Origin of the sequence: Rathayibacter sp. AY1C2 (assembly GCF_002931195.1) — a bacterium.
GTDB lineage: Bacteria > Actinomycetota > Actinomycetes > Actinomycetales > Microbacteriaceae > Rathayibacter.
Genome location: NZ_PSWG01000001.1, coordinates 99,564 through 121,643, shown reverse-complemented (window position 1 = coordinate 121,643; position 22,080 = coordinate 99,564). Strand labels below are relative to the sequence as shown.

Sequence of the window (22,080 nt, the reverse complement as noted above, 5' to 3'; positions counted from 1 at the left end):
TCTGCACGAGGACGGCCCGCCCGGATCTCAGACCCCGGGCCGGGTCGCGGTACCACCTCGCTTGGACCGGTCGGCCGGTCGCTCCCGGAGGAGTGCCCGCTGACGCGTTCCCACTCGATCGGCTGTCACGGGCCGCACCCGTCCGGGTCTACTGGGCGCAGGCCGGAGCCGGCGCCGTTCTTCCGGAGACTCACCGGTGATGGCCGGGTCGAAGTCGTCCGGCGCTATCCTAGCGCGTCGGGGGAAGCGGAGCAGGAGCGGGTCATGGTGCGAGGAGTGCAGCGCGGACGGCCCCGCGCGTCGTCGCGCTCCATGCTGGAGGACGCCGCTCTGGACCTCTTCGTCGAGCAGAGCTACGCGGGCACGACGATCGAGCAGATCGCCCAGCGCGCGGGCGTCTCGCGCAACACCTTCTTCAACTACTTCGAGTCCAAGAGCGACGTCTTCTGGGTGCTGGTCGACGATCGGCTGGCCGAGCTCCCGGAGGCGCTGGCCGAGACGGCGGCCGGGGCGCCGGTGATGGACGCGCTCGGCGACGCGCTGCTCGCGATCGGCTCCGGCTTCGGACCCGCGACGGTGCCGTGGGTGCTCACCCAGTCCGAGATGATCGGCAGCGTCCACGAGCTGCAGGCGTCGGCCCTCGGCCGCCTCGCCCGGCAGGCGGCCGTCATCGCCCGCTTCGTGGAGGAGCGGAGCGCGCGCCCGCTGCCCTCGCACCTCTCGCGTGCCATCGCCTACGCGAGCGTCGGAGCCGCGGTGGCGGCCGTGCAGGCGTGGGCCGCGGGGGGCCCCACCCGCGGCGAGCTCGTGCCCTATCTCGACGAGGCGCTCGCGCCCGTCCGCGCCGGCTTCGCCCCCGTCGTCGACTGACCCGGCTCCCGCCGCTCCGGTAGAATCGTCGCGGCCGGCGGGCGACTCGCCCGGGAGCCCCCATCCAGGCACCATCACCACCGACACGGTGCCGCCCATAGCGAACCGGAGCATCATGACCCTCGCCGACCGCCTCCCCGCGAAGCCCGCCCTCGAGGGCCTGGAGGGCACGTGGGGCCTCCGCTGGCAGACCGACGGGACCTACCGGTTCGACCGCACCGGCCTCACCCGGGCCGACGTCTACTCGATCGACACCCCGCCGCCCACCGCGTCCGGGTCGCTGCACATCGGGCACGTCTTCTCCTACACGCACACCGACGTCGTCGCGCGGTTCCAGCGGATGCGCGGCAAGAGCGTCTTCTATCCGATGGGCTGGGACGACAACGGCCTGCCCACCGAGCGCCGCGTGCAGAACTACTACGGTGTGCGCTGCGACCCGACGCTCCCCTACGAGCCCGGCTTCACGCCTCCGTTCGAGGGCGGCGACAACAAGAGCAGCAAGGCCGCCGACCAGAAGCCGATCTCGCGCCGCAACTTCGTCGAGCTGTGCGAGCGCCTCACCGTCGAGGACGAGAAGCAGTTCGAGGACGTCTGGCGGGCCCTCGGCCTGTCCGTCGACTGGTCGCAGAGCTACCGGACCATCGGCGACGAGTCGCAGGCCGCCTCGCAGCGCGCCTTCCTCCGCAACCTCGCCCGAGGCGAGGCCTACCAGGCGCAGGCCCCGACGCTCTGGGACATCACCTTCCGGACCGCCGTCGCCCAGGCGGAGCTCGAGGACAAGGACCAGCCCGGCGCCTACCACCGCCTCGGCTTCCACCGCGAGGGCGGCGAGGACGTCTTCATCGAGACGACCCGTCCCGAGCTGCTGCCGGCCTGCGTCGCCCTCGTCGCGCACCCCGACGACGAGCGCTACCAGGCGCTGTTCGGCACCACCGTCCGCACGCCGCTCTTCGACGTCGAGGTCCCGGTGCTCGCGCACCACCTCGCGCAGAAGGACAAGGGCTCGGGCATCGCGATGATCTGCACCTTCGGCGACATCACGGACGTGGTCTGGTGGCGCGAGCTCGACCTGCCCAACCGCGCGATCATCGGCTTCGACGGCCGCCTGATCTCGGAGGCGCCCGCCGCGATCACGAGCGACGGGGGCCGCGCCGCGTACGAGCAGCTCGCCGGCAAGACCGTCTTCTCCGCGAAGCAGGCCGTCGTGGCACTGCTGAAGGAGTCCGGCGAGATGGTCGGCGACCCGCGCCCCATCACCCACCAGGTCAAGTTCTTCGAGAAGGGCGACAAGCCGCTCGAGATCGTGTCGACCCGCCAGTGGTACATCGGCAACGGCGCTCGCGACGCGGTGCTCAAGGAGCGCCTGCTGGAGCTCGGCCGCGACGTGCGCTTCGTGCCGGAGTTCATGCGCGTCCGCTACGAGAACTGGGTGAACGGCCTCTCCGGCGACTGGCTGATCTCGCGCCAGCGCTTCTTCGGCGTGCCGATCCCGGTGTGGTACCCGCTCGACGGCGACGGCAACCCCGTCTTCGACTCCCCGATCGTGCCGGACGAGGCGGCGCTGCCGGTGGATCCCTCCAGCGACCCGGCCCCCGGCTACTCGGAGGACCAGCGCGGAGCGGCGGGCGGCTTCCAGGGCGAGCTCGACGTGATGGACACCTGGGCGACCTCCTCGCTGACCCCGCAGCTCGCGGGCGGCTGGGAGCGCGACGACGAGCTCTGGCAGCTGGTCGCTCCCTACGACCTGCGCCCGCAGGGCCAGGACATCATCCGCACCTGGCTCTTCTCGACCCTCCTGCGCTCGCAGCTCGAGGACGGCCGCGCCCCGTGGAGCACGGCGACCGTGTCCGGCTTCATCGTCGACCCCGACCGCAAGAAGATGTCGAAGTCGAAGGGCAACGTGGTCACTCCCGCCGCGATGCTCGAGCAGCACGGCTCGGACGCGGTCCGCTACTGGGCCGCCTCCTCGCGCCTGGGCACCGACGCGGCCTTCGACCCGCAGAACCCGACGCAGATCAAGATCGGCCGCCGACTGGCGATCAAGATCCTCAACGCGGCGAAGTTCATCCACGGCTTCCCTCTCGCCGAGGGCGCCGAGGTCACCGACTCGCTCGACCTCAGCATGCTGGCCACCCTCGACACCGTGGTCGCCGACGCGACGACGGCGCTCGAGAACTACGACCACGCCCGCGCCCTCGAGACGACGGAGGCGTTCTTCTGGACGTTCTGCGACGACTACCTGGAGCTGGTGAAGGAGCGCGCGTACAGCGAGGACGGCGCGTCCGCCGCGGCCGCCCTGCACCGGGCGCTCGACGTCCTCCAGCGCCTGTTCGCGCCGTTCCTGCCGTTCGCGACGGAGGAGACCTGGTCGTGGTCGCACGACGACTCGGTGCACCTGCGCCCCTGGCCGGCCGTCGAGGGACTGGGCGGCGACCCCGCCGTCCTGGCCGCGGCGAGCTCGGTCCTCACGGCCATCCGGCGCGCGAAGACCGATGCGAAGGCCTCGCAGAAGACGCCGGCCCGCTCCGCCCTGGTGACGGCGCCCGCCGAGCTCGTCGCGTCTCTCCGACTCGCCGCGGGAGACCTCGCGGCCGTCGGCAGGATCGCGACGCTCGACTTCGCCGAGGGCGACGCCCTCGCGGTCGGCATCGAGCTCGAGACCGAGGCGTAGCGCCGCTCCCGGGAGGCGGGAACCGTCCCGCCTCCCTCCCCACCGTCGAGAGGACCCCTCCCATGCAGCTCGGAACCCGCTGGTCGGTCGGCCAGGTGCCGCCGCAGACCCTCCCCGAGATCGTCGTCACCGCCATCGGCGACGTCGAGGGCGAGCTCACCGCGGCCGGCACGGCGACCGCCGACTGGCGCTGGACGCTCACCTGGCTCGAGGGCAGGCCCGTCCTCGAACTCGACGACGGCACGACGATCACCTACCGTCCCGAGGAGGACGCGGCCTACATCACGCAGCCGCAGGGCCGCGTGGAGGGCGAGGACGACGACGACTGGGGCTGACGCCCCTTCGCGGCGCGGTCGCCGAGCCCGGTGAGCGCGCGTCCTGCGATCCTGAGCCGGAGCCCTCTCCCCCGCTCGAGCTCTAGGCTCGCAGGATGAGCGCTCCCGATCCCGTCGCCGTCCTGCTCGAGCCGAGCGGACTCCCCCACGGGCTCCCCGACTTCGCCGCCGTCGACCCCGAGGCCTACCGCCCGGCGTTCCTCGAGGCCCTCCGCCGGCACCGCGCCGAGATCGACGCGATCGCCGGCGCCTCCGAGCCGCCGACCGTCGAGAACACCCTCGTCGCCCTCGAGCGGGCGGGGCGCGAGCTGCGCCGGGTGAGCGCCGTCTTCTTCACCGTCGCCGCCTCCGACCGCACTCCGCTCACCGACGCTCTGGAGGCCGAGCTCGCTCCGCTGCTCTCGGCCCACAGCGATGCGATCAGCCTCGACCCGCGCCTGTTCGCCCGGCTCCGCACCCTCGCCGAGCAGTCGTCGGAGCTCGACCTCGACGCGGAGACGGCCTACCTCCTCGAGCGGAGGATCACCGGGTTCGAGCGCTCCGGTGCGCTCCTCGACGACGTGGGGAAGGCACGGCTCGGCGAGCTGAACGAGCAGCTCTCGACCCTGACCACGCGCTTCGAGAAGGACCTGCTCGCCGAGTCGAACGACCGGGCTGTCCTTCTCGAGGACGTCGCCGGCCTCGACGGGCTCGACGAGTCCGACGTCTCGGCCGCCGCGCGCGCCGCCGCCGACCGCGGTGTCGACGGCTGGCTGATCACCCTGCCCCTCTACTCCGGCCACCCCTGGCTCGCGCGTCTGCGCGACCGCGGCGTCCGCGAGCGCGTCCTGCGCGCCTCTGTCGGCCGCGGTGCGGAAGGCGGGCCGCACGACACCACCGCGACCCTGCAGCGCATCGTCGCGCTGCGGGCCGAGCGCGCAGCTCTGCTGGGCGCGGCCTCGCACGCCGAGTTCGTGATCTCGGGCCAGACCGCGGGCTCGCCGGAGCGCGTCCTGTCGCTGCTGCGCGAGCTCGCCGCTCCCGCCGCCCGGAACGCGAGGATCGAGCTCGAGCGGATGCAGGCCTCCGCCGACGCCGAGCACGACGCCGCCGGAGCGCCGCGCTTCACGATCGAGGCGTGGGACCGCGCCTACTACGAGGAGCGCGTGCGGTCGGAGAGCTACTCCGTCGACTCCAGCGCACTGCGTCCCTTCTTCGAGCTGGAGCGGGTGCTCCGGCACGGCGTGTTCGCCGCCGCCACCGGTCTCTACGGCGTCCGCTTCTCGGAGCGGAGCGACCTGGCCGGCTACAGCGAGCACGTCCGCGTGTTCGAGGTGCACGAGGAGGACGGGACGCCGCTGGGCCTGTTCCTGCTCGATCCCTTCACCCGCGACTCGAAGCGCGGCGGGGCGTGGATGAACTCCCTGTCCAGCCGCACCTCGCTGCTCGGCGACTCCGCCGTCGTCGTGAACAACCTGAACCTGTCGGCTCCGGGCCCGGGTGAGCCCGCCCTTCTCAGCCTCGACGAGGTGGAGACGCTCTTCCACGAGTTCGGGCACGCCCTGCACGGCCTGTTCGCGAGCACGCGGTACCCGCGCTTCGCCGGTACCGCGGTGTTCCGGGACTTCGTCGAGTTCCCGAGCCAGGTGAACGAGACGTGGGTGCGCCGCCCCGGGCTCCTCGCCGAGTACGCCCGCCACGTCGAGACCGGCGAGGCCCTGCCCGCGGGGACCGTCGAGCGCCTCGAGGCGTCCGCGCTGTGGGGCGAGGGCTTCGCGACGAGCGAGTACCTGGCGTCCGCCCTGCTCGACCTCGCCTGGCACTCCCTGCCGGCCCCGGTCGAGCCGCGCGACGCGGCCGCCTTCGAGCGCGAGGTGCTCGACGGCGCGGGCCTCCTCCTCCCCGCCGTGCCGCCCCGCTACCGCAGCACGTACTTCGCGCACGTCTTCTCCGGCGGCTACTCCGCGGGCTACTACTCCTACGTCTGGAGCGAGATCCTCGACGCGGACACGGTCGAGTGGTTCGAGGAGAACGGCGGCCTCGACCGCTCGGCGGGCGAGCGCTTCCGCCGCGGGGTGCTCGAGCTCGGCGGCTCCCGCGATCCGCTCGACGCGTACCGCGCGTTCCGCGGGCGGGATGCGCGGACCGAGCCGCTGCTCGCGCGCCGCGGCCTCCTCTAGCGGCGCCGGGGGACGAGCCAGGCGAGGAGGACGAGTCCCACGACCAGGCCCCAGAACGCCGATCCGATCCCCGCGATGGTCGTGCCGGAGGCGGTGACCAGGAGCGTCGCCGCCGCCGGCAGCCGCAGCCGCGCGTCCTCCACAGCGGCCTGCACCGCCGACACGAACACCCCCAGCAGCGCCAGACCGGCGACCGCCTCGATCAGCAGCGGGCTCGCGGAGGACACCAGCGCGGCGGCCGCTCCGGCGAACACGCCCAGCACGAGGTAGGAGGCGCCCGCCGAGACCGAGGCGACCCAGCGCTGCTCCGGCCGCGGCGAGGCCTCGGGACCCGCGGTCAGCGCGGCGCTGAGCGCGGCGTAGTTGATCGGCACTCCGCCGAAGACCGCCGAGACCCCGGAGAGAGCACCGGTCGAGACGATTCCGGGACGCGAGTGGGCCGCGAAGCCGAAGCTCGTCAGCACCGCGATGCCCGGGATGTTCTGCCCCGCCATGGTGACCACGTAGAGCGGCAGGCCGATCCCGACCATCGCTCCGATCTCGAACACCGGCGCGACGAACTGCGGCACGGGGAGCAGCGGTGCACCGGCGAGTGCCGCGCCGTCCGTCACGACCAGCAGCACGATCGCCAGGGCGATGGCGGCCGGCACCGCCCAGCGGGGCAGGAGCCGCAGGAGCAGCAGCCAGAGCAGGATCACCGGCAGCGCGAGTAAGGGGATCTCGACCGCCGCGCGCACCGGCGCCAGGACGAGCGGGAACAGGATGCCCGCGAGCATGGCGTTCGCGAGCGGCCGCGGGATGCGCGCGACGAGCCTCCCGAGCACCGGCCACAGCCCGGTGACCACCAGCAGAGCGGAGGCGACCAGGAACGCTCCGACCGCGCGGTCGAAGCCGCCGGGGAGCGTCGCGGTCGCGGCCAGCAGGGCGGCGCCCGGCGTGCTCCAGGCGAAGGTCATCGGCACGCGGTAGCGGATGCTCAGCGCGATGCACAGGACTCCCTGCAGCACGCAGACGGCGAGGAGGCCCGAGGCCGCCTGTTCGTCCGTCGCGCCCACCGCGACCACCCCGGCGAGCACGATCGCGAACGAGCTCGAGAAGCCGGTCAGGGCGGCGACGATCCCGGCGAGCAGCGGCTGGACGATGGCGGAGCCTCCCGGAGGATCGACCGGCACCGAGGCGACCGGACGCGCCGTCGGCGCGCTCCGCCAGGTTAGGGAAGCGGGAGCGCCTCGCCCGACGATCCGCCGGGCCAATCGCGGTGAACTGGCAGAGCGGGGCGGGGAGCGACTAGGCGCTCTTCTCCTGGCGACGGGGAGCGTGGGGCACGATCGTCGGGGCCGCGTTGTCGAGCACCGCGGCGCGGGTGACGACGACGCGCGCCACCTCGTCCGAGGAGGGCACCTCGAACATGATCGGGCCGAGCACCTCCTCGAGGATCGCGCGCAGTCCGCGGGCGCCGGTCTGACGGAGCACCGCCAGGTCCGCGATGGCCTCGAGAGCGCCCCGGTCGAACTCGAGCTCGACGCCGTCGATCTCGAACATCCGCTGGTACTGCTTCACGAGCGCGTTGCGCGGCTCGGTGAGGATCTGCATGAGCGCGACCTGGTCCAGCTGCGTGACCGTCGTGACGACGGGGAGGCGCCCGATGAACTCGGGGATCAGCCCGAACTTGTGCAGGTCCTCCGGGAGGACCTCGCTGAAGATGTTGATCTCGTCTTCCTTGTTGTGCAGCGGGGCGCCGAAGCCGATGCCGCGCTTGCCTGCCCGCGACGAGATGATGTCCTCCAGCCCGGCGAAGGCGCCGGCGACGATGAAGAGGACGTTCGTCGTGTCGATCTGGATGAACTCCTGGTGCGGGTGCTTCCGCCCGCCCTGCGGGGGCACGGAGGCGACGGTGCCCTCGAGGATCTTGAGCAGCGCCTGCTGCACTCCCTCGCCCGAGACGTCGCGCGTGATCGAGGGGTTCTCGGCCTTCCGCGCGATCTTGTCGACCTCGTCGATGTAGATGATGCCGGTCTCGGCACGCTTGACGTCGTAGTCGGCGGCCTGGATGAGCTTGAGGAGGATGTTCTCGACGTCCTCGCCGACGTAGCCCGCCTCGGTGAGGGCCGTGGCGTCCGCGACGGCGAAGGGCACGTTGAGGCGCTTCGCGAGGGTCTGGGCGAGGTAGGTCTTCCCGCAGCCCGTGGGGCCGATGAGCAGGATGTTGCTCTTGGCGATCTCGACCTCGTCGTGGATCGCGTCGGCGGCGGTGATGGTGTTGCGGGCGCGTACGCGCTTGTAGTGGTTGTACACGGCGACGGCGAGGGCCTTCTTGGCCTGCTCCTGCCCGATCACGTACTCCTCGAGGAAGCCGAAGATCTCCTTCGGCTTCGGGAGGTCGAACTCGTGGCTCGTCTCCTCGCTCGACTCGGAGAGGCGCTCCTCGATGATCTCGTTGCAGAGCTCGACGCACTCGTCGCAGATGTAGACGCCCGGTCCCGCGATGAGCTGCTGGACCTGCTTCTGGCTCTTGCCGCAGAAGGAGCACTTCAGCAGGTCGGCGCTTTCGCCAATACGTGCCACGGGGATGCCCCACTTCCTTGTCGTGCGTCTGTCGTGCGTCGGTCGGTCGTGCAACGGAGCCCGGAGCTCCGGCCGGTGCGAGCGGGACGAGCCCCCTGACACTGCTCCGAGCCTAGCCGCTGAGCCGCGAGGGCTCGGCAGGCGGGCCGGATTCGCCGTGCCTTGCGCCTCGTGTGGCGCTTTGCTACGGCCACGGAGGACGCAGAGAGGGGCCGGGCGGCGGATCGCTCCGCCACCCGGCCCCTCCTGGACGCCCTACGCCGTGAGAGCCGGGAGGCTCTTGCGGCTGGTGAGCACCTGGTCGATCAGCCCGTACTCGAGCGCGTCGCTCGCGCCGAGGATCTTGTCGCGGTCGATGTCCTTCTTGACCTGCTCGATCGAGCGGTTCGAGTGGTGCGACAGCGTCTCCTCGAGCCACTCGCGCATGCGCATGATCTCGGCGGCCTGGATCTCGATGTCCGAGGCCTGGCCCCCGCCCTGCTGCACGGCGGGCTGGTGGATGAGGATGCGCGCGTTCGGCAGCGCGAGGCGCTTGCCGGGCGTTCCCGCGGCGGTGAGCACGGCGGCGGCCGAGGCGGCCTGGCCGAGCACGACCGTCTGGATGTGCGGGCGGATGTACTGCATCGTGTCGTAGATCGCCGTCATCGCGGTGAAGGATCCACCGGGCGAGTTGATGTACATGACGATGTCGCGATCCGGGTCCTGGCTCTCGAGCACGAGGAGCTGGGCCATGATGTCGTCCGCGGAGGCGTCGTCGACCTGGACTCCGAGGAAGATGATGCGGTCCTCGAAGAGCTTGGCGTACGGGTCCTGGCGCTTGTAGCCGTAGGCCGTGCGCTCCTCGAACGTGGGGAGGATGTAGCGCGAGGACGGTGCGGCTCCGGAGCCGAACGCCGTTCCGCCGAAGGTGGGTGTGGTCATTGTCTGTTCCTGATCTCTCGGCGCGTTCGCTGGACTACTCGTCGATGGCGGTTCCGCCACCGCCGGCCACGTCGGTCGCCGACGAGCGGATGTGGTCGACGAAGCCGTAGGCGAGGGCCTCCTCGGCGCTGAACCAGCGGTCGCGGTCGCCGTCCTCGTTGACCTGCTCGACGGTCTTGCCGGTCGCCTTGGCGGTGATCTCGGCGAGGCGCTTCTTCATGTCGAGGATGAGCTGCGCCTGGGTCTGGATGTCGGAGGCCGTGCCGCCGAAGCCGCCGTGCGGCTGGTGGAGGAGCACCCGCGCGTTCGGGGTGATGTAGCGCTTGCCCTGGGTTCCGGCGGTGAGGAGCAGCTGGCCCATGGAGGCCGCCATCCCGATGCCCACGGTCACGATGTCGTTCGGGACGAACTGCATCGTGTCGTAGATCGCCATGCCCGCGGTGATGGAGCCGCCGGGCGAGTTGATGTAGAGGTAGATGTCCCGCTCGGAGTCCTCGGCTGCCAGGAGCAGGAGCTTCGCGGCGATCTCGTTCGCGTTCTCGTCGCGCACCTCGGAACCGAGCCAGATGATCCGGTCCTTGAGCAGGCGGTCGAAAACACTGTTGGGCATAACCATGTCGGCCATGTATTGCTCCGTTTCAGTTGTCGCTTCGGAGGCGAATCTATCGGACGCCGCCAGGCCGATCCGGCCGTGTTCGCCCGGGGCGGAGCGGGAGTCGCCCGTGTTCGCCCGGGGCGGACCGGAGCCCCGCAACGAGAGGAGCCGCCCTCCGACGGATCGGGGGGCGGCTCCTGACGTGCTCGCGGCGACTACTCCGCGGCCGGGGTCTCCTCGGCGGGAGCGGCGGCCTTCTTCTTGGCCGGCGCGCGCTTCTTCTTGGGGGCCGGGGCGGGCTCCTCCTCGGCAGCGGGCTCCTCGGCGACGGGCTCCGCGGGGACCTCGGCGTCGGCGGCGGCCTGAGCCTCCTCCACGACCTCGGTCTCGTCCGAGGCGACGGCCTCGTCGGAGGCCTCGACGGCCTCGTCGTCACCGGGGACCGCGGTGAACGCGGTCAGGTCGACGGCGTTGCCCTCGGTGTCGGTGACCTTCGCCTTGCCGAGGACGATCGCGAGCGCCTTGTTGCGGGCGACCTCGCCGACCATCTGGCCGATCTGGTTGTTCTCGGACAGGATCTTGATGAACTCGTTCGGCTCCATGCCGTACTGCGCCGCACCCTGGATGAGGTACTGCGTGAGCTCGTCCTGGCTGACCTGGACCTTCTCCTGCTCGACGACGTGGTCGAGGAGGATCTGCGTCTTGAAGGTCTTCTCGCTGGCCTCCTTGACCTCGGCGCGGTGCTCGTCGTCCTCGAGGCGGTTCTCGCCCTCGAGGTGGCGGTGCACCTCGTCCTCGACGAGACCGGCGGGCACGGGGACCTCGACGAGGGCGAGCAGCGCCTCGACGAGCTTCTCGCGGGCCTCGCCGCCCTGGCCGAAGGTCTTCTGCTGAGCGGCCTGCTCCTTGAGCGACTCGCGCAGCTCGGCGATCGTGTCGAACTCGCTGGCGATCTGCGCGAAGTCGTCGTCGGCCTCGGGGAGCTCGCGCTCCTTGACGGCGGTGAGCGCGACGGCGATCTCGGCCTGCTCGCCGGCGTGGTCGCCGCCGAGCAGCGGAGCGGTGAACGTGGTGCTCTCGCCCGCGGTGAGCGAGTCGAGCGCCTCGTCGATGCCCTCGATCAGCTCGCCCGAGCCGAGCTCGTACGAGATGGCGTTGGCGGTGTCGACCTCGACGCCGTCGATGGAGGCGACCAGGTCGATCTGCGCGAAGTCTCCGGTCTTCGCCGGGCGGTCCACGGTGACCAGGGTGCCGAAGCGGCTGCGGAGCTTGTCCAGCTCGGCGTCGACGTCGGCGTCGGTGACCTCGGCCGCCTCGACGGTGAGCTCGATGCCGTCGTAGTCCGGGACGGTGATCTCGGGGCGCACGTCGACCTCGATGGCGAGCTCGAGGTCGCCGGTGAAGTCCTTGTCGCTCGGCCAGGCGACGATGTCGGCCTGGGGGCGGCCCAGGGGGCGGACCTCGGTCTCGCGGACGGCCTCGCGGTAGAAGCCGTCGAGGCCCTCGTTGACCGCGTGCTCGAGCACCGCGGCCTTGCCGACGCGCTGGTCGACGATGGCGGGCGGGACCTTGCCCTTGCGGAAGCCGGGGACGTTGATCTGCTCGGCGATGTGGCCGTAGGCGTGCGTGATGCTGGGGCCGAGCTCGTCCGGGGTGACCGAAATCGCGAGCTTCACGCGGGTCGGGCTCAGCTGTTCTACCGTGGTCTTCACGTGAGTGGATCTCCTGTGCTGGTTGGTGTCGGCGCCGGATGACGGTCGTCACGGGTCGATGTCGTCACGATGAGTACTCGTGGTCGGGGCGACAGGATTCGAACCTGCGACCTCCCGCTCCCAAAGCGGGCGCTCTAGCCAAGCTGAGCTACGCCCCGGATGCGCGGGCCTGGGCACCGTGCGTGAGACTCTCGTCGAGCCGTCCCCGCACGTGCGCTTGCGCGACACGCCGAAATGGCCTTCGCAAGTGTACTGCACCGCGGCAGCGGCGACCGGAACCGCGCGGCGGAGGACGACCGGGGTGTCCACGGTGCTCGCGCGATGTACTACGCTGTCCTGGTGCCCGGTCGAGAGACCCGGTCGCACCGGTTCGCGGTCGTCAGACCAGCGATTCGGGGCTGTAGCTTAGTGGTAAAGCCTCTGTCTTCCAAACAGATGATGCGAGTTCGATTCTCGTCAGCCCCTCTCCTCTCGAAGAGCCCCGGATGTCCGGGGCTCTTCGTCGTTCCGAGGCGTTCTGGGCGTGCTCAGCCGACCGCGCCGCGATGCTCCTCCGTCAGGGCGAGGTACGAGGCGGCGTTCCGGCGGATGCCCTCGCGCTCCTCCTCCGTCAGCTCCCGCCGGACCCTCCCGGGGACGCCCGCCACCAGCGAGCCCGGCGGGACGACCGTCCCCTCGAGGACGACGGCGCCCGCGGCGATCAGCGAGCCGGTGCCGACGACGGCCCCGTTCAGGACGGTCGCGCTCATGCCGACCAGCACGTCGTCCTCGAGGGTGCAGCCGTGCAGCACGGCGTTGTGCCCGACCGAGACTCCGGCGCCGATGACCGCGTCGTAGTCGGCGTCGACGTGGACGACGACGCCGTCCTGGAGGTTGCTGCCGGCGCCGAGCTCGATCCGCGCGTGCTCGGCGCGCAGGACGGCGCCGTACCAGACGCTCGCCCGCTCCCCCAGGCGCACGGAGCCGATCACGGTGGCGCCCGGAGCGACCCACGCGGTGTCGGCGATCTCCGGGGCGCGTCCCCCGGTCAGGGCGAGGACGCGGGCGCCCTCCGCAGGACTCGACGGCATCGGGTTCTCCTCTTCTCCGGTGGTCAGCGCCCGGCGTGCAGGAAGGCGAGGACCGCCAGCACCCGCCGGTGGTCGGAGCCCGAGTCCTCGAGCCCGAGCTTCTGGAAGATCGCGGTCACGTTCTTCTCCACGGCGCCCACGCCGACGAAGAGAGCGGAGGCGATGCCCGCGTTCGTGCGCCCCTGGGCCATCTGCTCCAGCACCTCCCGCTCCCGCGGGGTCAGCGAGGCGAGCGGGTCGCGGTTGCGCTGCAGGAGCGAGGCGACGACCTGCGGGTCGAGGACGGTTCCGCCCGCCGCGACGCGCTCGACGGCGTCGCGCAGCTCCTCCACGGAGGCGACCCGGTCCTTCAGGAGGTAGCCGAGTCCGCCGTCGCCGGAGCCGAGCAGCTCCTGCGCGTAGGTGACCTCGACGTACTGGCTGAGCAGCAGGACCGACACCTGCGGGTAGCGCCGGCGGATCTCCAGCGCCCCGCGGACGCCCTCGTCGCGGAAGGTCGGCGGCATCCGGACGTCGAGCACGGCGACGTCGACGCCGGCCGGGTCCCGCGCCAGATCGGCGAGCAGGGCGTCCGCGTCCCCGAAGGCGCCGACGGAGGCGAACCCCGCGTCCTCGAAGAGGCGGACCAGGCCCTCGCGCAGGAGGACCGAGTCCTCGGCGATGGCGACGCGGATCACGGGCACGCCCTCAGGATAGGACGGCCGGGCGGTAGGGGACGTGCACCCCGACCGTGGTCGGCCCGCCGACCGGCGACTCCACGCTCAGGATCCCGCGCAGGCCCCGGACGCGCCCGCCGACCCCCTCGAGACCGTGACCGGCGACCGGTGACGCCCCGCCGACTCCGTCGTCGACCACCCAGGCGTCGAGCCAGCGCTCCCCCGGAGTGCCGGAGTCGCGGGTGTCGAGATGCACCCGCACCGATCGGGCACCGGAGTGCTTGGAGACGTTGGCGAGCAGCTCGGCGACGACGAAGTAGACGCTGCGCTCGACCTCGGGCGGCACGTCCGCCACGGGGTGCTCGGTGAGGACCTCGACCGGCACCGGGCTGAGCTCGGCGAGCGAGTGCACCGCCGCCTCGAAGCCCCGGTCCTGCAGGATCGGCGGCGCCACGCCGCGGGAGAGGGCGCGCAGCTCGTCGAGCGCGGCGCGCACGTGCTCGCGAGCCTCGTCGACCAGGCGGGCGGCGGACTCCGGGTCGGCGGCGAGTCGATTGCGTGCCGAGGCCAGGTCCATCTGGACCCGGATCAGGCGCTGCTGCGGGCCGTCGTGGATGTCGCGCTCGAGCCGGCGCAGCGCGCGGTCCTCGGCGGCGACGGCTGCGCCGCGGGAGGCGCTCAGCTCGGCGACCTCGCGCTGGAGCGCCTCCGACTCCCACGGGCCGAGCAGGAGACGGTCGACCAGCCAGTGCAGGAGGGAGAGGCCGCGGGTGGCGAACGGCAGGGTCGAGACGAAGAGGACGGTCGTGGCGACCGTCGCCGCGGCGACCAGTCCCGCCGGAGGCTGCGGGGCGCCCAGCAGAGCTGCTCCGCTCTCGGCCAGCAGGCGGGCCGGACCGGGGGCCCCCGTGAGCGCGGCGGCCACCGTGCCCGGGCCCGCCCAGGTCCACAGCGCGAGGAGCAGTCCGGACAGCAGCGCGAGCACCGGAGCCACGACGAGCGTGTGCAGGAGAGCGAGCCAGTAGTGCCCGTCGATCACCGGACCGTAGAGGGCGAAGGTCGAGGGAGTGACGGCGGAGGGCGGTCGCCGCCACTGCGGCCGGGGGACGGCGGGCCGTCCGGCCAGCACGTCGAGGCCGACGGCGGCCCGCGAGAAGAAGCGCGCCGTGTAGAGGGCGGCGGGCAGGAACACCAGGCCGATCAGGACTCCGACGAGCCCGAGCGCGACGGCCAGCGCGACGCCGGCGCAGAAGGCGCCGAGGAGCGCGACCGGGATCGCGGCCACCAGCGCGAGCACCTCCCGGGGCAGTCCGCGCCAGAGCCGGAGGTAGGCGCGCGAGGCCTCGCCGAGGGCCGTCGATGCTCCGCTCATCCGCGCCTCCTGTCCGCTCCCGCCGCCGCCGCGACCCGGTCGAGCGTACCGGCGGCACGGCTCCGGGCACCCGGGGGGAAGCCCCCGTGACGCCCCTCCGCGACAGAGGTGAGCCTGTCCTTCACCGGACTGAGCCGAGCCTGCGCTTCCTTGCGGCGCCGGGGGATCTGCGTACTGTTGACGATCAGTCACCCCCTCTCGAAAGGACCAGACGATGTCCACCACGTCCGTCACGTCGCTCACCTCGTCGAACCCGGATGTCGCATCCGGAGTCGCCCAGTTCCTCAGCCCCGTCGTCGTCGAGATGACCGCGCTCGCCGTCAACGGCAAGCAGGCGCACTGGCACGTCCGCGGCGCCAACTTCATCGGCGTCCACGAGCTGCTCGACGCGATCGTCGGCCGCGCCATCGAGTGGGCCGACCTCGCCGCGGAGCGCGTCGTCGCCCTCGGCCTCCCGGTCGACGCCCGCATCCAGACCGTCGCCTCGGCGACGCGGTCCGAACCCCTCACCCCCGGCTTCCAGCGCTCCGAGAACGCGATCGTCGAGATCATCCGCCAGATGGACGTCGCCATCGCGACCGTCAACACGGCGATCGCCGAGCTCGCCGAGATCGACGCGAGCAGCCAGGACGTCGCGATCGAGATCGGCCGCGGCCTCGAGAAGGACCGCTGGTTCCTCTTCGCCCACGTCAGCGAGAGCTGAGCACCACGCCTCGACCGGCCCGCGGATCCTCGGATCCCGCGGGCCGTCGTCGTTCCCGGCCCGTCCGCGCGATCCGGAGCAGCCGGAGTCGCGTCGGGCGCGGGTCAGCCGCCGTGCGTGAAGCGGCCCGCCAGGAGGGTCGCGGCGACCGGCATGGATCGGAGGGCTCCCGCGTCGGCGGCGAGCGGATCGCGGTCGACCACCACGAGATCGGCGGGATCGCCGGCCGCGGGCGTGAGCCGGCGCACCCGGGTCGAGGCGACGATCGCCTCCTCGACGCTCACCCGCTGCTCCGGATGCCAGGGCTCGTCGCCGGGCAGCGCCCGCGCGACCGCGGCCGAGATCGCGACCCACGGGTCGAGCGGAGCGACCGGAGCGTCCGAGCCGAGCACCACGCGGGCCCCGGAGTCGAGCAGCGAGCGCAGCGGGAACGCCCGGCCGGTCCGTCCCGGCCAGTACCGCTCCGCCACCTCGCGGTCGTCGAGCGCGTGCGCGGGCTGCACCCCGGCCTCCACGCCGAACGCGGCGAACCGCGGAAGGTCGGTCTCCGCGAGCAGCTGAGCGTGCTCGATCCGGCCCCCGCCGACCCGGCCGAGTGCGTCCAGAGCCAGCGTCGCCGCGGCGTCTCCGATCGCGTGCACGGTGGAGCGGATGCCCCCGGCGGCCGCGCGGGCGAGCAGCTCGTCCAGCTCAGCGGGCTCCACGGTGAGGACGCCGTAGCCGTCGTGGTCGGCGTACGGGTGGGCGCAGTAGGCGGTCCTCGTGTTGAGGGAGCCGTCGATCAGGACCTTGAGCGGGCCCATCCGCAGCAGGCCGTCACCGCCGTCGAGCTCGTCGCCCGTGCGCAGTCCCTCCGCGAGGGCGCGGTTGAGGTGGTCGCGGTAGACGCCGGTGTCGACGCGGAGGGAGCGTGCTCCGCCAGCGACGCGACGGGGCCAGTCCCCCACATTCCAGCGCATCTCGAGGTCGACGACGCCGACCACCCCGCGAGCCGCAGCCCGCCGCGCCGCCGCGTCGGCGAGTGCGTCGAGCTCGTCGTCGCCGAGGGCGCCGAGTGCGGTGACGAGCTCGAAGCAGGCGTCCTCGCGCAGCAGCTCGGGCTCGGGAGCGACGGCGTAGCGCCGGTACGCGGCGGAGTTCAGCCAGGCGCAGTGCAGGTCGCCGCTGATCAGCACGACGGGCCGTTCCGGAGAGACCTCGTCCAGGAGCGCGGTCGTGGGCGGCTCCGGCCAGAGGCCGTCGCGGAAGCCGAAGCCGATCAGCGTGCCGGTACCGGGCTCCTCCGCCAGGCGACGTCGGACCGCGTCCGCCGTTCCGCGGGCCGAGTCGGCTGACGAGACGTCCAGGCGCGGTGCCGTCATCGCCCACTGGGAGAAGTGGACGTGCTCGTCCCAGAGGCCGGGGAGCACCCAGCGCCCGTCGAGGTCGCGCACCTCGTCGCCCGGGGCGGCGGCGGCGTCCGGTCCGACCGCTTCCACGCGGCCGTCGCGCAGGAGCACGGCACCGGGTCGGGACGAGCCGAGGAGGCGGGCGCCCCTGAGGAGGAGACCGCCGGTCATCTGGCGGCCTCGCGGAGCGCGGGGCGGACGGCGCGGGACCGGGCCGGCGTCTCTCCACCGGCGCTCACGACTGGCACACCGGGCACCAGTAGAGCTTGCGCGCGCCGATCTCCTCGAGTAGCACGTTCGTGCCGCAGACGCGGCAGGGCAGGCCCTCCCGCTTGTAGACGTAGTTGCGCTCGGCGCGGCTGCGGACGGCTTTCGAGCGCTCGGTCTTCGTGAGGCCGCGGCGCGTGATCATCATCCCGGTCCGGATGCCGTCCTCGAGCAGGTCCGCCCAGTCCCGCCACAGCTCCTGAGCGAGCTCCAGCGGCACCTGCTTGCCGGGAGTGTGCGGGTCGAGGCCGGCGCGGTAGAGCAGCTCCGCCCGGTAGATGTTGCCGATGCCGCTGACAACGGACTGGTCCATCAGCACCAGCCCGACCGGCGTCGCCGTCCTGCGGAGCCGGTTCACGAAGCGGTCGCGAGCCTCGTCGGAGTCGTCGTCGGCCGGATCCGGACCGAGGCGGGCGAGGAGGGCCTCCACCTGGGCGGGGTCCATCACCTCGCAGGCGGTGGGGCCGCGCAGGTCGGCGACGGTCTCCTCCGTCATGATGCGCACGCGCACCGCGCCCACGGGCGGCGGCGGGAACTCGTCGAGATCGGAGTCGGTCTCGTGCTCCGTCTCGGAGAGGCGCACGGCGCGGCGGCGCCGGGGAGCGCCGATGCTGCTGCCGGCCTTCCCGTCCGGGAACAGCGGCGAGACGTGCCCGAGGAAGTCCCACGCGCCGTAGAGGCCGAGGTGGACGTGCAGCGTCAGGTCGTCCTCGAAGCGCAGCAGCAGGTGCTTGCCGACGGCCGTGGACTCGAGGACCTCGCGCCCGTCGAGGAGCGCGGCTCCCTCGGTGAAGCGGCCCTGGGGGCTGCTGGTCGCGACGCGGTGCCCGACGACGTCGCGCTCGAACTGCAGGGCGATCCGGTGGACGGAGTGCCCCTCGGGCACTCAGCGCTCCTTCGCGGCGGAGTCGACGACCCGGCCGGCGATGTCGCCGGTGGCCTCGTACTCGGCGAGCTGCGCGATGCGGCGCACGTGCCGCTCCTCGAAGGTGAAGGGCTCGGCGACGAACGCGTCGATGAAGCCGGTGGCCTCCTCGACGGAGTGCTGGCGGGCCCCGATCGAGATGACGTTCGCGTCGTTGTGCTGGCGGGCCAGCACGGCGGTGCTCAGGTTCCACACGAGTGCCGCGCGCACGCCCGCGACCTTGTTCGCCGCGATCTGCTCGCCGTTGCCCGAGCCGCCGAAGACGACGCCGAGGGCCTCGACCCCCGCCTCCTGATCGCGGACGACCGCGGCGGCGGCGTTGATGCAGAAGGACGGGTAGTCGTCCAGCGGGTCGTAGGACGTGGGGCCGTGGTCGATCACGTCGTGACCGGCGGCGCCGAGGTGCTCGATCAGGTGACGGCTGAAGTCCAGCCCTGCGTGGTCCGTGGCGATGTGGATGCGCACGAGAGAACTCCTCCGGAAGAGCCGTCTGGGACCCGCGGTGCCCGGGCCGGGAGCCAGAGTACCGCGGGTCGGCTCAGTCGAACTGCGGGTCGCGGGTCCGCGAGCGCTTGAGCTCGAAGAAGCCGTCGAAGGAGGCGGCGGCGACGATGCCGTCCCAGAGGGTCAGCGCCTGCTCGCCCCTCGGGATCGGAGAGATGACGGGGCCGAAGAAGGCGACGTCCCCGATCGCGATGACCGGGGTGCCGACGTCCTGGCCGACCCGCTCGATCCCGTCGAAGTGGGAGGCGCGCATCGGCTCGTCGTGCTCGTCCGAGTCGGCGTGGGCGGCGAGCTCCGCAGGCAGGCCGAGCTCGGCGAGCGACTCGGCGATCACCGCGTCGACGTCGGTGCGCCCCCCCGGGTGGATCCGGGTGCCGAGCGCGTCGTAGAGCGGCTTGACGTGCTCGCGGCCCTCGCGCTCGGCGACGGCGGCGACCAGGCGGGTGTATCGCAGCGCGCGCGGGAGGAAGGCGCGGTACGAGTCGTCCACGTCCTTGTCCTCGTTGAGGACGGCGAGGCTCATGATGTGCCACTGCACGTCGAGGTCGCGCGCGGGGGTCACCTCGTCCACGAATCGCGAGGTCATCCAGGCCCACGGGCAGGAGGGGTCGAACCAGAAGTCCACAGAGGTCATGGGGACACGCTACGCCGCTCGCCGGGGCCGCGTCCGCGCTCCCCGGCGGCTCCGCAGGATCGGCGCCACGGGGCTCCACGGCGGGTCCCGGCAGCTCTAGGGTGGATCGGCGGCGCCCGCACCCCGGCGCCCGCGGCAGCGCCCGAGACGAACGGATGGAGCACCCCCGTGCCAGGAGACAACCTCACCCGGAGCGAGGCGCAGGAGCGCGCCTCGCTGATCCAGGTCCACGACTACGACATCGCCCTCGACCTGACCCGGGGAGCCGAGACCTTCCTCAGCACGACCACGGTGCGCTTCTCCGCCACCGAGGGCGCCTCGAGCTTCATCGACGCCGTCACGGGCACGGTCCACTCCGTCACCCTCAACGGCGCGGAGCTCGACCCCGCCGACGTCGCCGACGGCGTCCGCATCCGCCTCGACGCCCTGGCCGCGGACAACGAGCTCACCGTCGTCGCCGACATGCTCTACACCAACACGGGCGAAGGCCTGCACCGCTTCGTGGACCCCGTCGACGGCGAGGTGTACCTGTACTCGCAGTTCGAGGTGCCCGACTCCCGCCGCGTCTTCGCGGTGTTCGAGCAGCCGGACCTCAAGGCCGAGTTCCGCTTCACCGTCACCGCGCCCGCGCAGTGGCAGGTCGTGTCGAACCAGCCCACTCCCGAGCCGGTCCCGGCGGGCGAGGGGATCGCGACGTGGAGCTTCGAGCCCACCCCGCGCATCTCCTCCTACATCACGGCCCTCGTCGCCGGACCCTACGTGGTCGAGACCGACTCGCTCGTCTCCTCCGACGGCCGCACCATCCCGCTGGGGGTCTTCGCCCGGGCCTCGCTCGCGCCCTTCCTCGACGCCGACTACGTGTTCGAGAAGACGAAGCAGGGCTTCGCCTTCTACGAGGAGAAGTTCGGCGTCCCGTACCCGTTCGCGAAGTACGACCAGCTGTTCGTCCCCGAGTTCAACGCCGGCGCGATGGAGAACGCGGGAGCGGTGACCTTCACCGAGACCTACGTGTTCCGCTCCAAGGTGACGGACGCGATCAAGGAGCGCCGGGTCGTCACGATCCTCCACGAGCTCGCCCACATGTGGTTCGGCGACCTGGTCACGATGAAGTGGTGGAACGACCTCTGGCTCAACGAGTCGTTCGCCGAGTACGCCTCCACCCTCGCCACCGCGGAGGCGACGGAGTGGACCGAGGCGTGGACCACCTTCGCCGCGATGGAGAAGAGCTGGGCCTACCGCCAGGACCAGCTGCCCTCGACCCACCCGATCGTCGCGACCATCAACGACCTCGAGGACGTCCAGGTCAACTTCGACGGCATCACCTACGCCAAGGGCGCCTCGGTGCTCAAGCAGCTCGTCGCGTGGGTCGGCGAGAAGGAGTTCCTCGCCGGCGTCCACGAGTACTTCGTCAAGCACGCCTTCTCGAACACGGAGCTGCGCGACCTGCTGGTCGAGCTGGAGGCCACCAGCGGGCGCGACCTCACCGAGTGGTCGGCGCAGTGGCTCGAGACGGCCGGCGTGAACACGCTCCGCCCCGAGATCGCGGTCGACGAGAGCGGAGCGATCGCGTCCTTCGCGATCCTGCAGACCGCGGTCGAGGAGTACCCGACGGTCCGCCCGCACCGCCTGGCGATCGGCCTGTACGACTTCGAGGGCGAGCGCCTCGTCCGCGTCGACCGCCTCGAGCTGGACGTCGACGGGGAGCGCACCGAGGTGCCCGAGCTGATCGGCCGCACCCGTCCGGCGCTCGTGCTGCTCAACGACGACGACCTCGCCTACGCGAAGGTCCGCCTCGACGACGCCTCGCTCGCCGTGGCCGTCGAGCACCTCGCGAGCATCGAGAGCCCCCTGGCCCGCTCGCTGGTCTGGGGCTCGGTCTGGGACTCGACCCGCGACGCCGAGTCGGCGCCGCGCGACTTCGTCCGCCTCGTCCTGGGCAACGTCGCGACCGAGACCGAGTCCACGACCCTGCGGACGGTGCTCAACCAGCTCGTCGCCACCGCCACCCAGTACGTCGCTCCGGAGTACCGGGCCGAGGTCGTCGAGGAGGCGGGCGATCAGCTGTGGACGCTCGCGCAGGGCGCCGAGCCGGGCAGCGACGCGCAGTTCCAGTTCGTGAAGTTCTTCGCCGCGATCGCGTCCACCCCGGCGCACCTCGAGGCCGTGCAGGCGCTGCTCGACGGCTCCACCGCTCTCGACGGCCTCGACATCGACACCGACCTCGGCTGGGAGCTGCTGATCGCTCTCGTCGCCGGCGGGCGTGCGGGCGCTGACGACATCGACGCGGCGCTCGCCTCGGACAACACGGCGACCGGCCAGCAGTCGGCCGCGCACGCCCGTGCCGCACTGCCGACCGCGGAGGCGAAGCGCGCGGCCTGGGACTCCGTCACGGCCGACGACTCGGCCCCGAACACGATCGTCCGCTCGACGGGCCTGGGCTTCCAGCGCGCCGCCGACCCGCGCCTGCTCGACGCGATGGTCCCGGTCTACTTCGACGCCCTCCGCTCCCTCTGGGAGTCGAAGAGCTACAAGATCGCCGAGTACCTGGTCGTCGGCTTCTACCCGGCCGCCGCGCCCTCGCAGGAGATCGTCGACGCCACCCGCGCCTGGCTCGACGCGAACCCGGAGGTCCCGGCGCTGCGCCGACTCGTGATCGAGAACCTGGCCGGCGTGGAGCGTGCGCTCCGCGCCCAGGAGCGCGACACCCGGGGCTGACAGTGAGCCGCCCGGTCC

18 protein-coding genes and 2 tRNA genes are annotated in these 22,080 nt (G+C 72.2%); 7 read left to right on the top strand and 13 right to left on the bottom strand.

Annotation, left to right across the window (positions count from 1 at the left end; genetic code table 11):
• The first annotated feature begins 264 nt into the window (after positions 1-264).
• The 4 genes from C5C55_RS00600 (at position 265) to C5C55_RS00585 (ending at position 6,035) form a co-directional block, all read left to right on the top strand.
• Positions 265-870: a TetR/AcrR family transcriptional regulator gene (locus tag C5C55_RS00600; RefSeq protein WP_104232543.1), complete on the top strand. Its 606-nt coding sequence runs from the start codon at positions 265-267 to the stop codon at positions 868-870.
• A 115-nt stretch (positions 871-985) separates the two neighbouring features.
• Entirely contained in the window at positions 986-3,541 is a 2,556-nt protein-coding gene (valS, locus tag C5C55_RS00595; protein ID WP_104232542.1) for a valine--tRNA ligase, read from the top strand.
• A 62-nt stretch (positions 3,542-3,603) separates the two neighbouring features.
• Entirely contained in the window at positions 3,604-3,876 is a 273-nt protein-coding gene (locus C5C55_RS00590) for a hypothetical protein (RefSeq protein ID WP_104226724.1), read from the top strand.
• A 95-nt stretch (positions 3,877-3,971) separates the two neighbouring features.
• Positions 3,972-6,035, top strand: coding sequence for a M3 family metallopeptidase (locus C5C55_RS00585; protein ID WP_104232541.1), 2,064 nt, complete (start codon positions 3,972-3,974; stop codon positions 6,033-6,035).
• On the opposite strand, the gene C5C55_RS00580 is transcribed toward C5C55_RS00585, so the two are convergent.
• From C5C55_RS00580 to C5C55_RS00555, 6 genes are all read right to left on the bottom strand, one after another.
• On the bottom strand, positions 6,032-7,207 hold the full coding sequence (locus C5C55_RS00580; RefSeq protein ID WP_104232540.1) for a benzoate/H(+) symporter BenE family transporter: 1,176 nt from the start codon (positions 7,205-7,207) through the stop codon (positions 6,032-6,034). The genes C5C55_RS00585 and C5C55_RS00580 overlap by 4 nt on opposite strands.
• A 115-nt stretch (positions 7,208-7,322) precedes the next feature.
• Positions 7,323-8,600, bottom strand: coding sequence for an ATP-dependent Clp protease ATP-binding subunit ClpX (clpX, locus tag C5C55_RS00575; protein ID WP_104223693.1), 1,278 nt, complete (start codon positions 8,598-8,600; stop codon positions 7,323-7,325).
• A gap of 255 nt (positions 8,601-8,855) precedes the next feature.
• Positions 8,856-9,521: an ATP-dependent Clp protease proteolytic subunit gene (locus C5C55_RS00570; protein WP_068253282.1), complete on the bottom strand. Its 666-nt coding sequence runs from the start codon at positions 9,519-9,521 to the stop codon at positions 8,856-8,858.
• 34 nt (positions 9,522-9,555) lie between these two features.
• On the bottom strand, positions 9,556-10,146 hold the full coding sequence (locus C5C55_RS00565) for an ATP-dependent Clp protease proteolytic subunit (RefSeq protein ID WP_097165884.1): 591 nt from the start codon (positions 10,144-10,146) through the stop codon (positions 9,556-9,558).
• 185 nt (positions 10,147-10,331) lie between these two features.
• Positions 10,332-11,828, bottom strand: a complete 1,497-nt coding sequence (gene tig / locus C5C55_RS00560; protein ID WP_104232539.1) for a trigger factor — start codon at positions 11,826-11,828, stop codon at positions 10,332-10,334.
• An 80-nt stretch (positions 11,829-11,908) separates the two neighbouring features.
• Positions 11,909-11,986 (bottom strand) — tRNA-Pro (locus C5C55_RS00555).
• 236 nt (positions 11,987-12,222) lie between these two features.
• On the opposite strand from C5C55_RS00555, the gene C5C55_RS00550 reads away from it, so the two are divergent.
• Positions 12,223-12,293: transfer RNA gene (locus C5C55_RS00550), tRNA-Gly, on the top strand.
• Positions 12,294-12,355: 62 nt separating this feature from the next.
• Here C5C55_RS00550 and C5C55_RS00545 read toward each other — a convergent pair.
• From C5C55_RS00545 to C5C55_RS00535, 3 genes are read right to left on the bottom strand one after another with little or no spacing between them, the layout of a single operon-like run.
• Entirely contained in the window at positions 12,356-12,898 is a 543-nt protein-coding gene (locus C5C55_RS00545) for a gamma carbonic anhydrase family protein (RefSeq protein ID WP_104223695.1), read from the bottom strand.
• A gap of 23 nt (positions 12,899-12,921) precedes the next feature.
• Positions 12,922-13,581 (bottom strand): response regulator transcription factor, encoded by a 660-nt coding sequence (locus C5C55_RS00540; protein ID WP_104232538.1) that lies wholly within the window; start codon positions 13,579-13,581, stop codon positions 12,922-12,924.
• 4 nt (positions 13,582-13,585) lie between these two features.
• A complete protein-coding gene (locus C5C55_RS00535; RefSeq protein WP_104232537.1) occupies positions 13,586-14,926 on the bottom strand; it encodes a histidine kinase in 1,341 nt (446 codons plus the stop codon).
• Positions 14,927-15,140: 214 nt separating this feature from the next.
• On the opposite strand from C5C55_RS00535, the gene C5C55_RS00530 reads away from it, so the two are divergent.
• On the top strand, positions 15,141-15,629 hold the full coding sequence (locus C5C55_RS00530) for a Dps family protein (RefSeq protein WP_104232536.1): 489 nt from the start codon (positions 15,141-15,143) through the stop codon (positions 15,627-15,629).
• Positions 15,630-15,733: 104 nt separating this feature from the next.
• On the opposite strand, the gene C5C55_RS00525 is transcribed toward C5C55_RS00530, so the two are convergent.
• The 4 genes from C5C55_RS00525 to C5C55_RS00510 all read right to left on the bottom strand — a co-directional run bounded on the left by C5C55_RS00525 (position 15,734) and on the right by C5C55_RS00510 (position 19,347).
• Positions 15,734-17,188: an amidohydrolase gene (locus C5C55_RS00525; protein ID WP_104232535.1), complete on the bottom strand. Its 1,455-nt coding sequence runs from the start codon at positions 17,186-17,188 to the stop codon at positions 15,734-15,736.
• 64 nt (positions 17,189-17,252) lie between these two features.
• The gene (locus C5C55_RS00520; protein ID WP_104232534.1) at positions 17,253-18,170 is read right to left on the bottom strand and encodes an Fpg/Nei family DNA glycosylase; all 918 of its coding nucleotides are present in this window, start codon (positions 18,168-18,170) and stop codon (positions 17,253-17,255) included.
• Positions 18,171-18,674, bottom strand: coding sequence for a ribose-5-phosphate isomerase (locus C5C55_RS00515; RefSeq protein WP_104223700.1), 504 nt, complete (start codon positions 18,672-18,674; stop codon positions 18,171-18,173).
• A 73-nt stretch (positions 18,675-18,747) separates the two neighbouring features.
• Complete coding sequence (locus tag C5C55_RS00510) at positions 18,748-19,347, bottom strand: DsbA family protein (RefSeq protein WP_104232533.1); 600 nt, start codon at positions 19,345-19,347, stop codon at positions 18,748-18,750.
• A 168-nt stretch (positions 19,348-19,515) separates the two neighbouring features.
• Here C5C55_RS00510 and pepN point away from each other — a divergent pair, with 168 nt between their 5' ends.
• Positions 19,516-22,062, top strand: coding sequence for an aminopeptidase N (gene pepN / locus C5C55_RS00505; protein WP_104232532.1), 2,547 nt, complete (start codon positions 19,516-19,518; stop codon positions 22,060-22,062).
• Positions 22,063-22,080 lie beyond the last annotated feature (18 nt).

Coding starts and splice junctions, on each gene's coding strand:
- C5C55_RS00600 (WP_104232543.1), top strand. CDS start 265: ATGGTGCGAGGAGTGCAGCGCGGACGGCCCCGCGCGTCGTCGCGCTCC.
- valS (WP_104232542.1), top strand. CDS start 986: ATGACCCTCGCCGACCGCCTCCCCGCGAAGCCCGCCCTCGAGGGCCTG.
- C5C55_RS00590 (WP_104226724.1), top strand. CDS start 3,604: ATGCAGCTCGGAACCCGCTGGTCGGTCGGCCAGGTGCCGCCGCAGACC.
- C5C55_RS00585 (WP_104232541.1), top strand. CDS start 3,972: ATGAGCGCTCCCGATCCCGTCGCCGTCCTGCTCGAGCCGAGCGGACTC.
- C5C55_RS00570 (WP_068253282.1), bottom strand. CDS start 9,521: ATGACCACACCCACCTTCGGCGGAACGGCGTTCGGCTCCGGAGCCGCA.
- C5C55_RS00565 (WP_097165884.1), bottom strand. CDS start 10,146: ATGGCCGACATGGTTATGCCCAACAGTGTTTTCGACCGCCTGCTCAAG.
- C5C55_RS00545 (WP_104223695.1), bottom strand. CDS start 12,898: ATGCCGTCGAGTCCTGCGGAGGGCGCCCGCGTCCTCGCCCTGACCGGG.
- C5C55_RS00535 (WP_104232537.1), bottom strand. CDS start 14,926: ATGAGCGGAGCATCGACGGCCCTCGGCGAGGCCTCGCGCGCCTACCTC.
- C5C55_RS00530 (WP_104232536.1), top strand. CDS start 15,141: ATGTCCACCACGTCCGTCACGTCGCTCACCTCGTCGAACCCGGATGTC.
- C5C55_RS00525 (WP_104232535.1), bottom strand. CDS start 17,188: ATGACCGGCGGTCTCCTCCTCAGGGGCGCCCGCCTCCTCGGCTCGTCC.
- C5C55_RS00510 (WP_104232533.1), bottom strand. CDS start 19,347: ATGACCTCTGTGGACTTCTGGTTCGACCCCTCCTGCCCGTGGGCCTGG.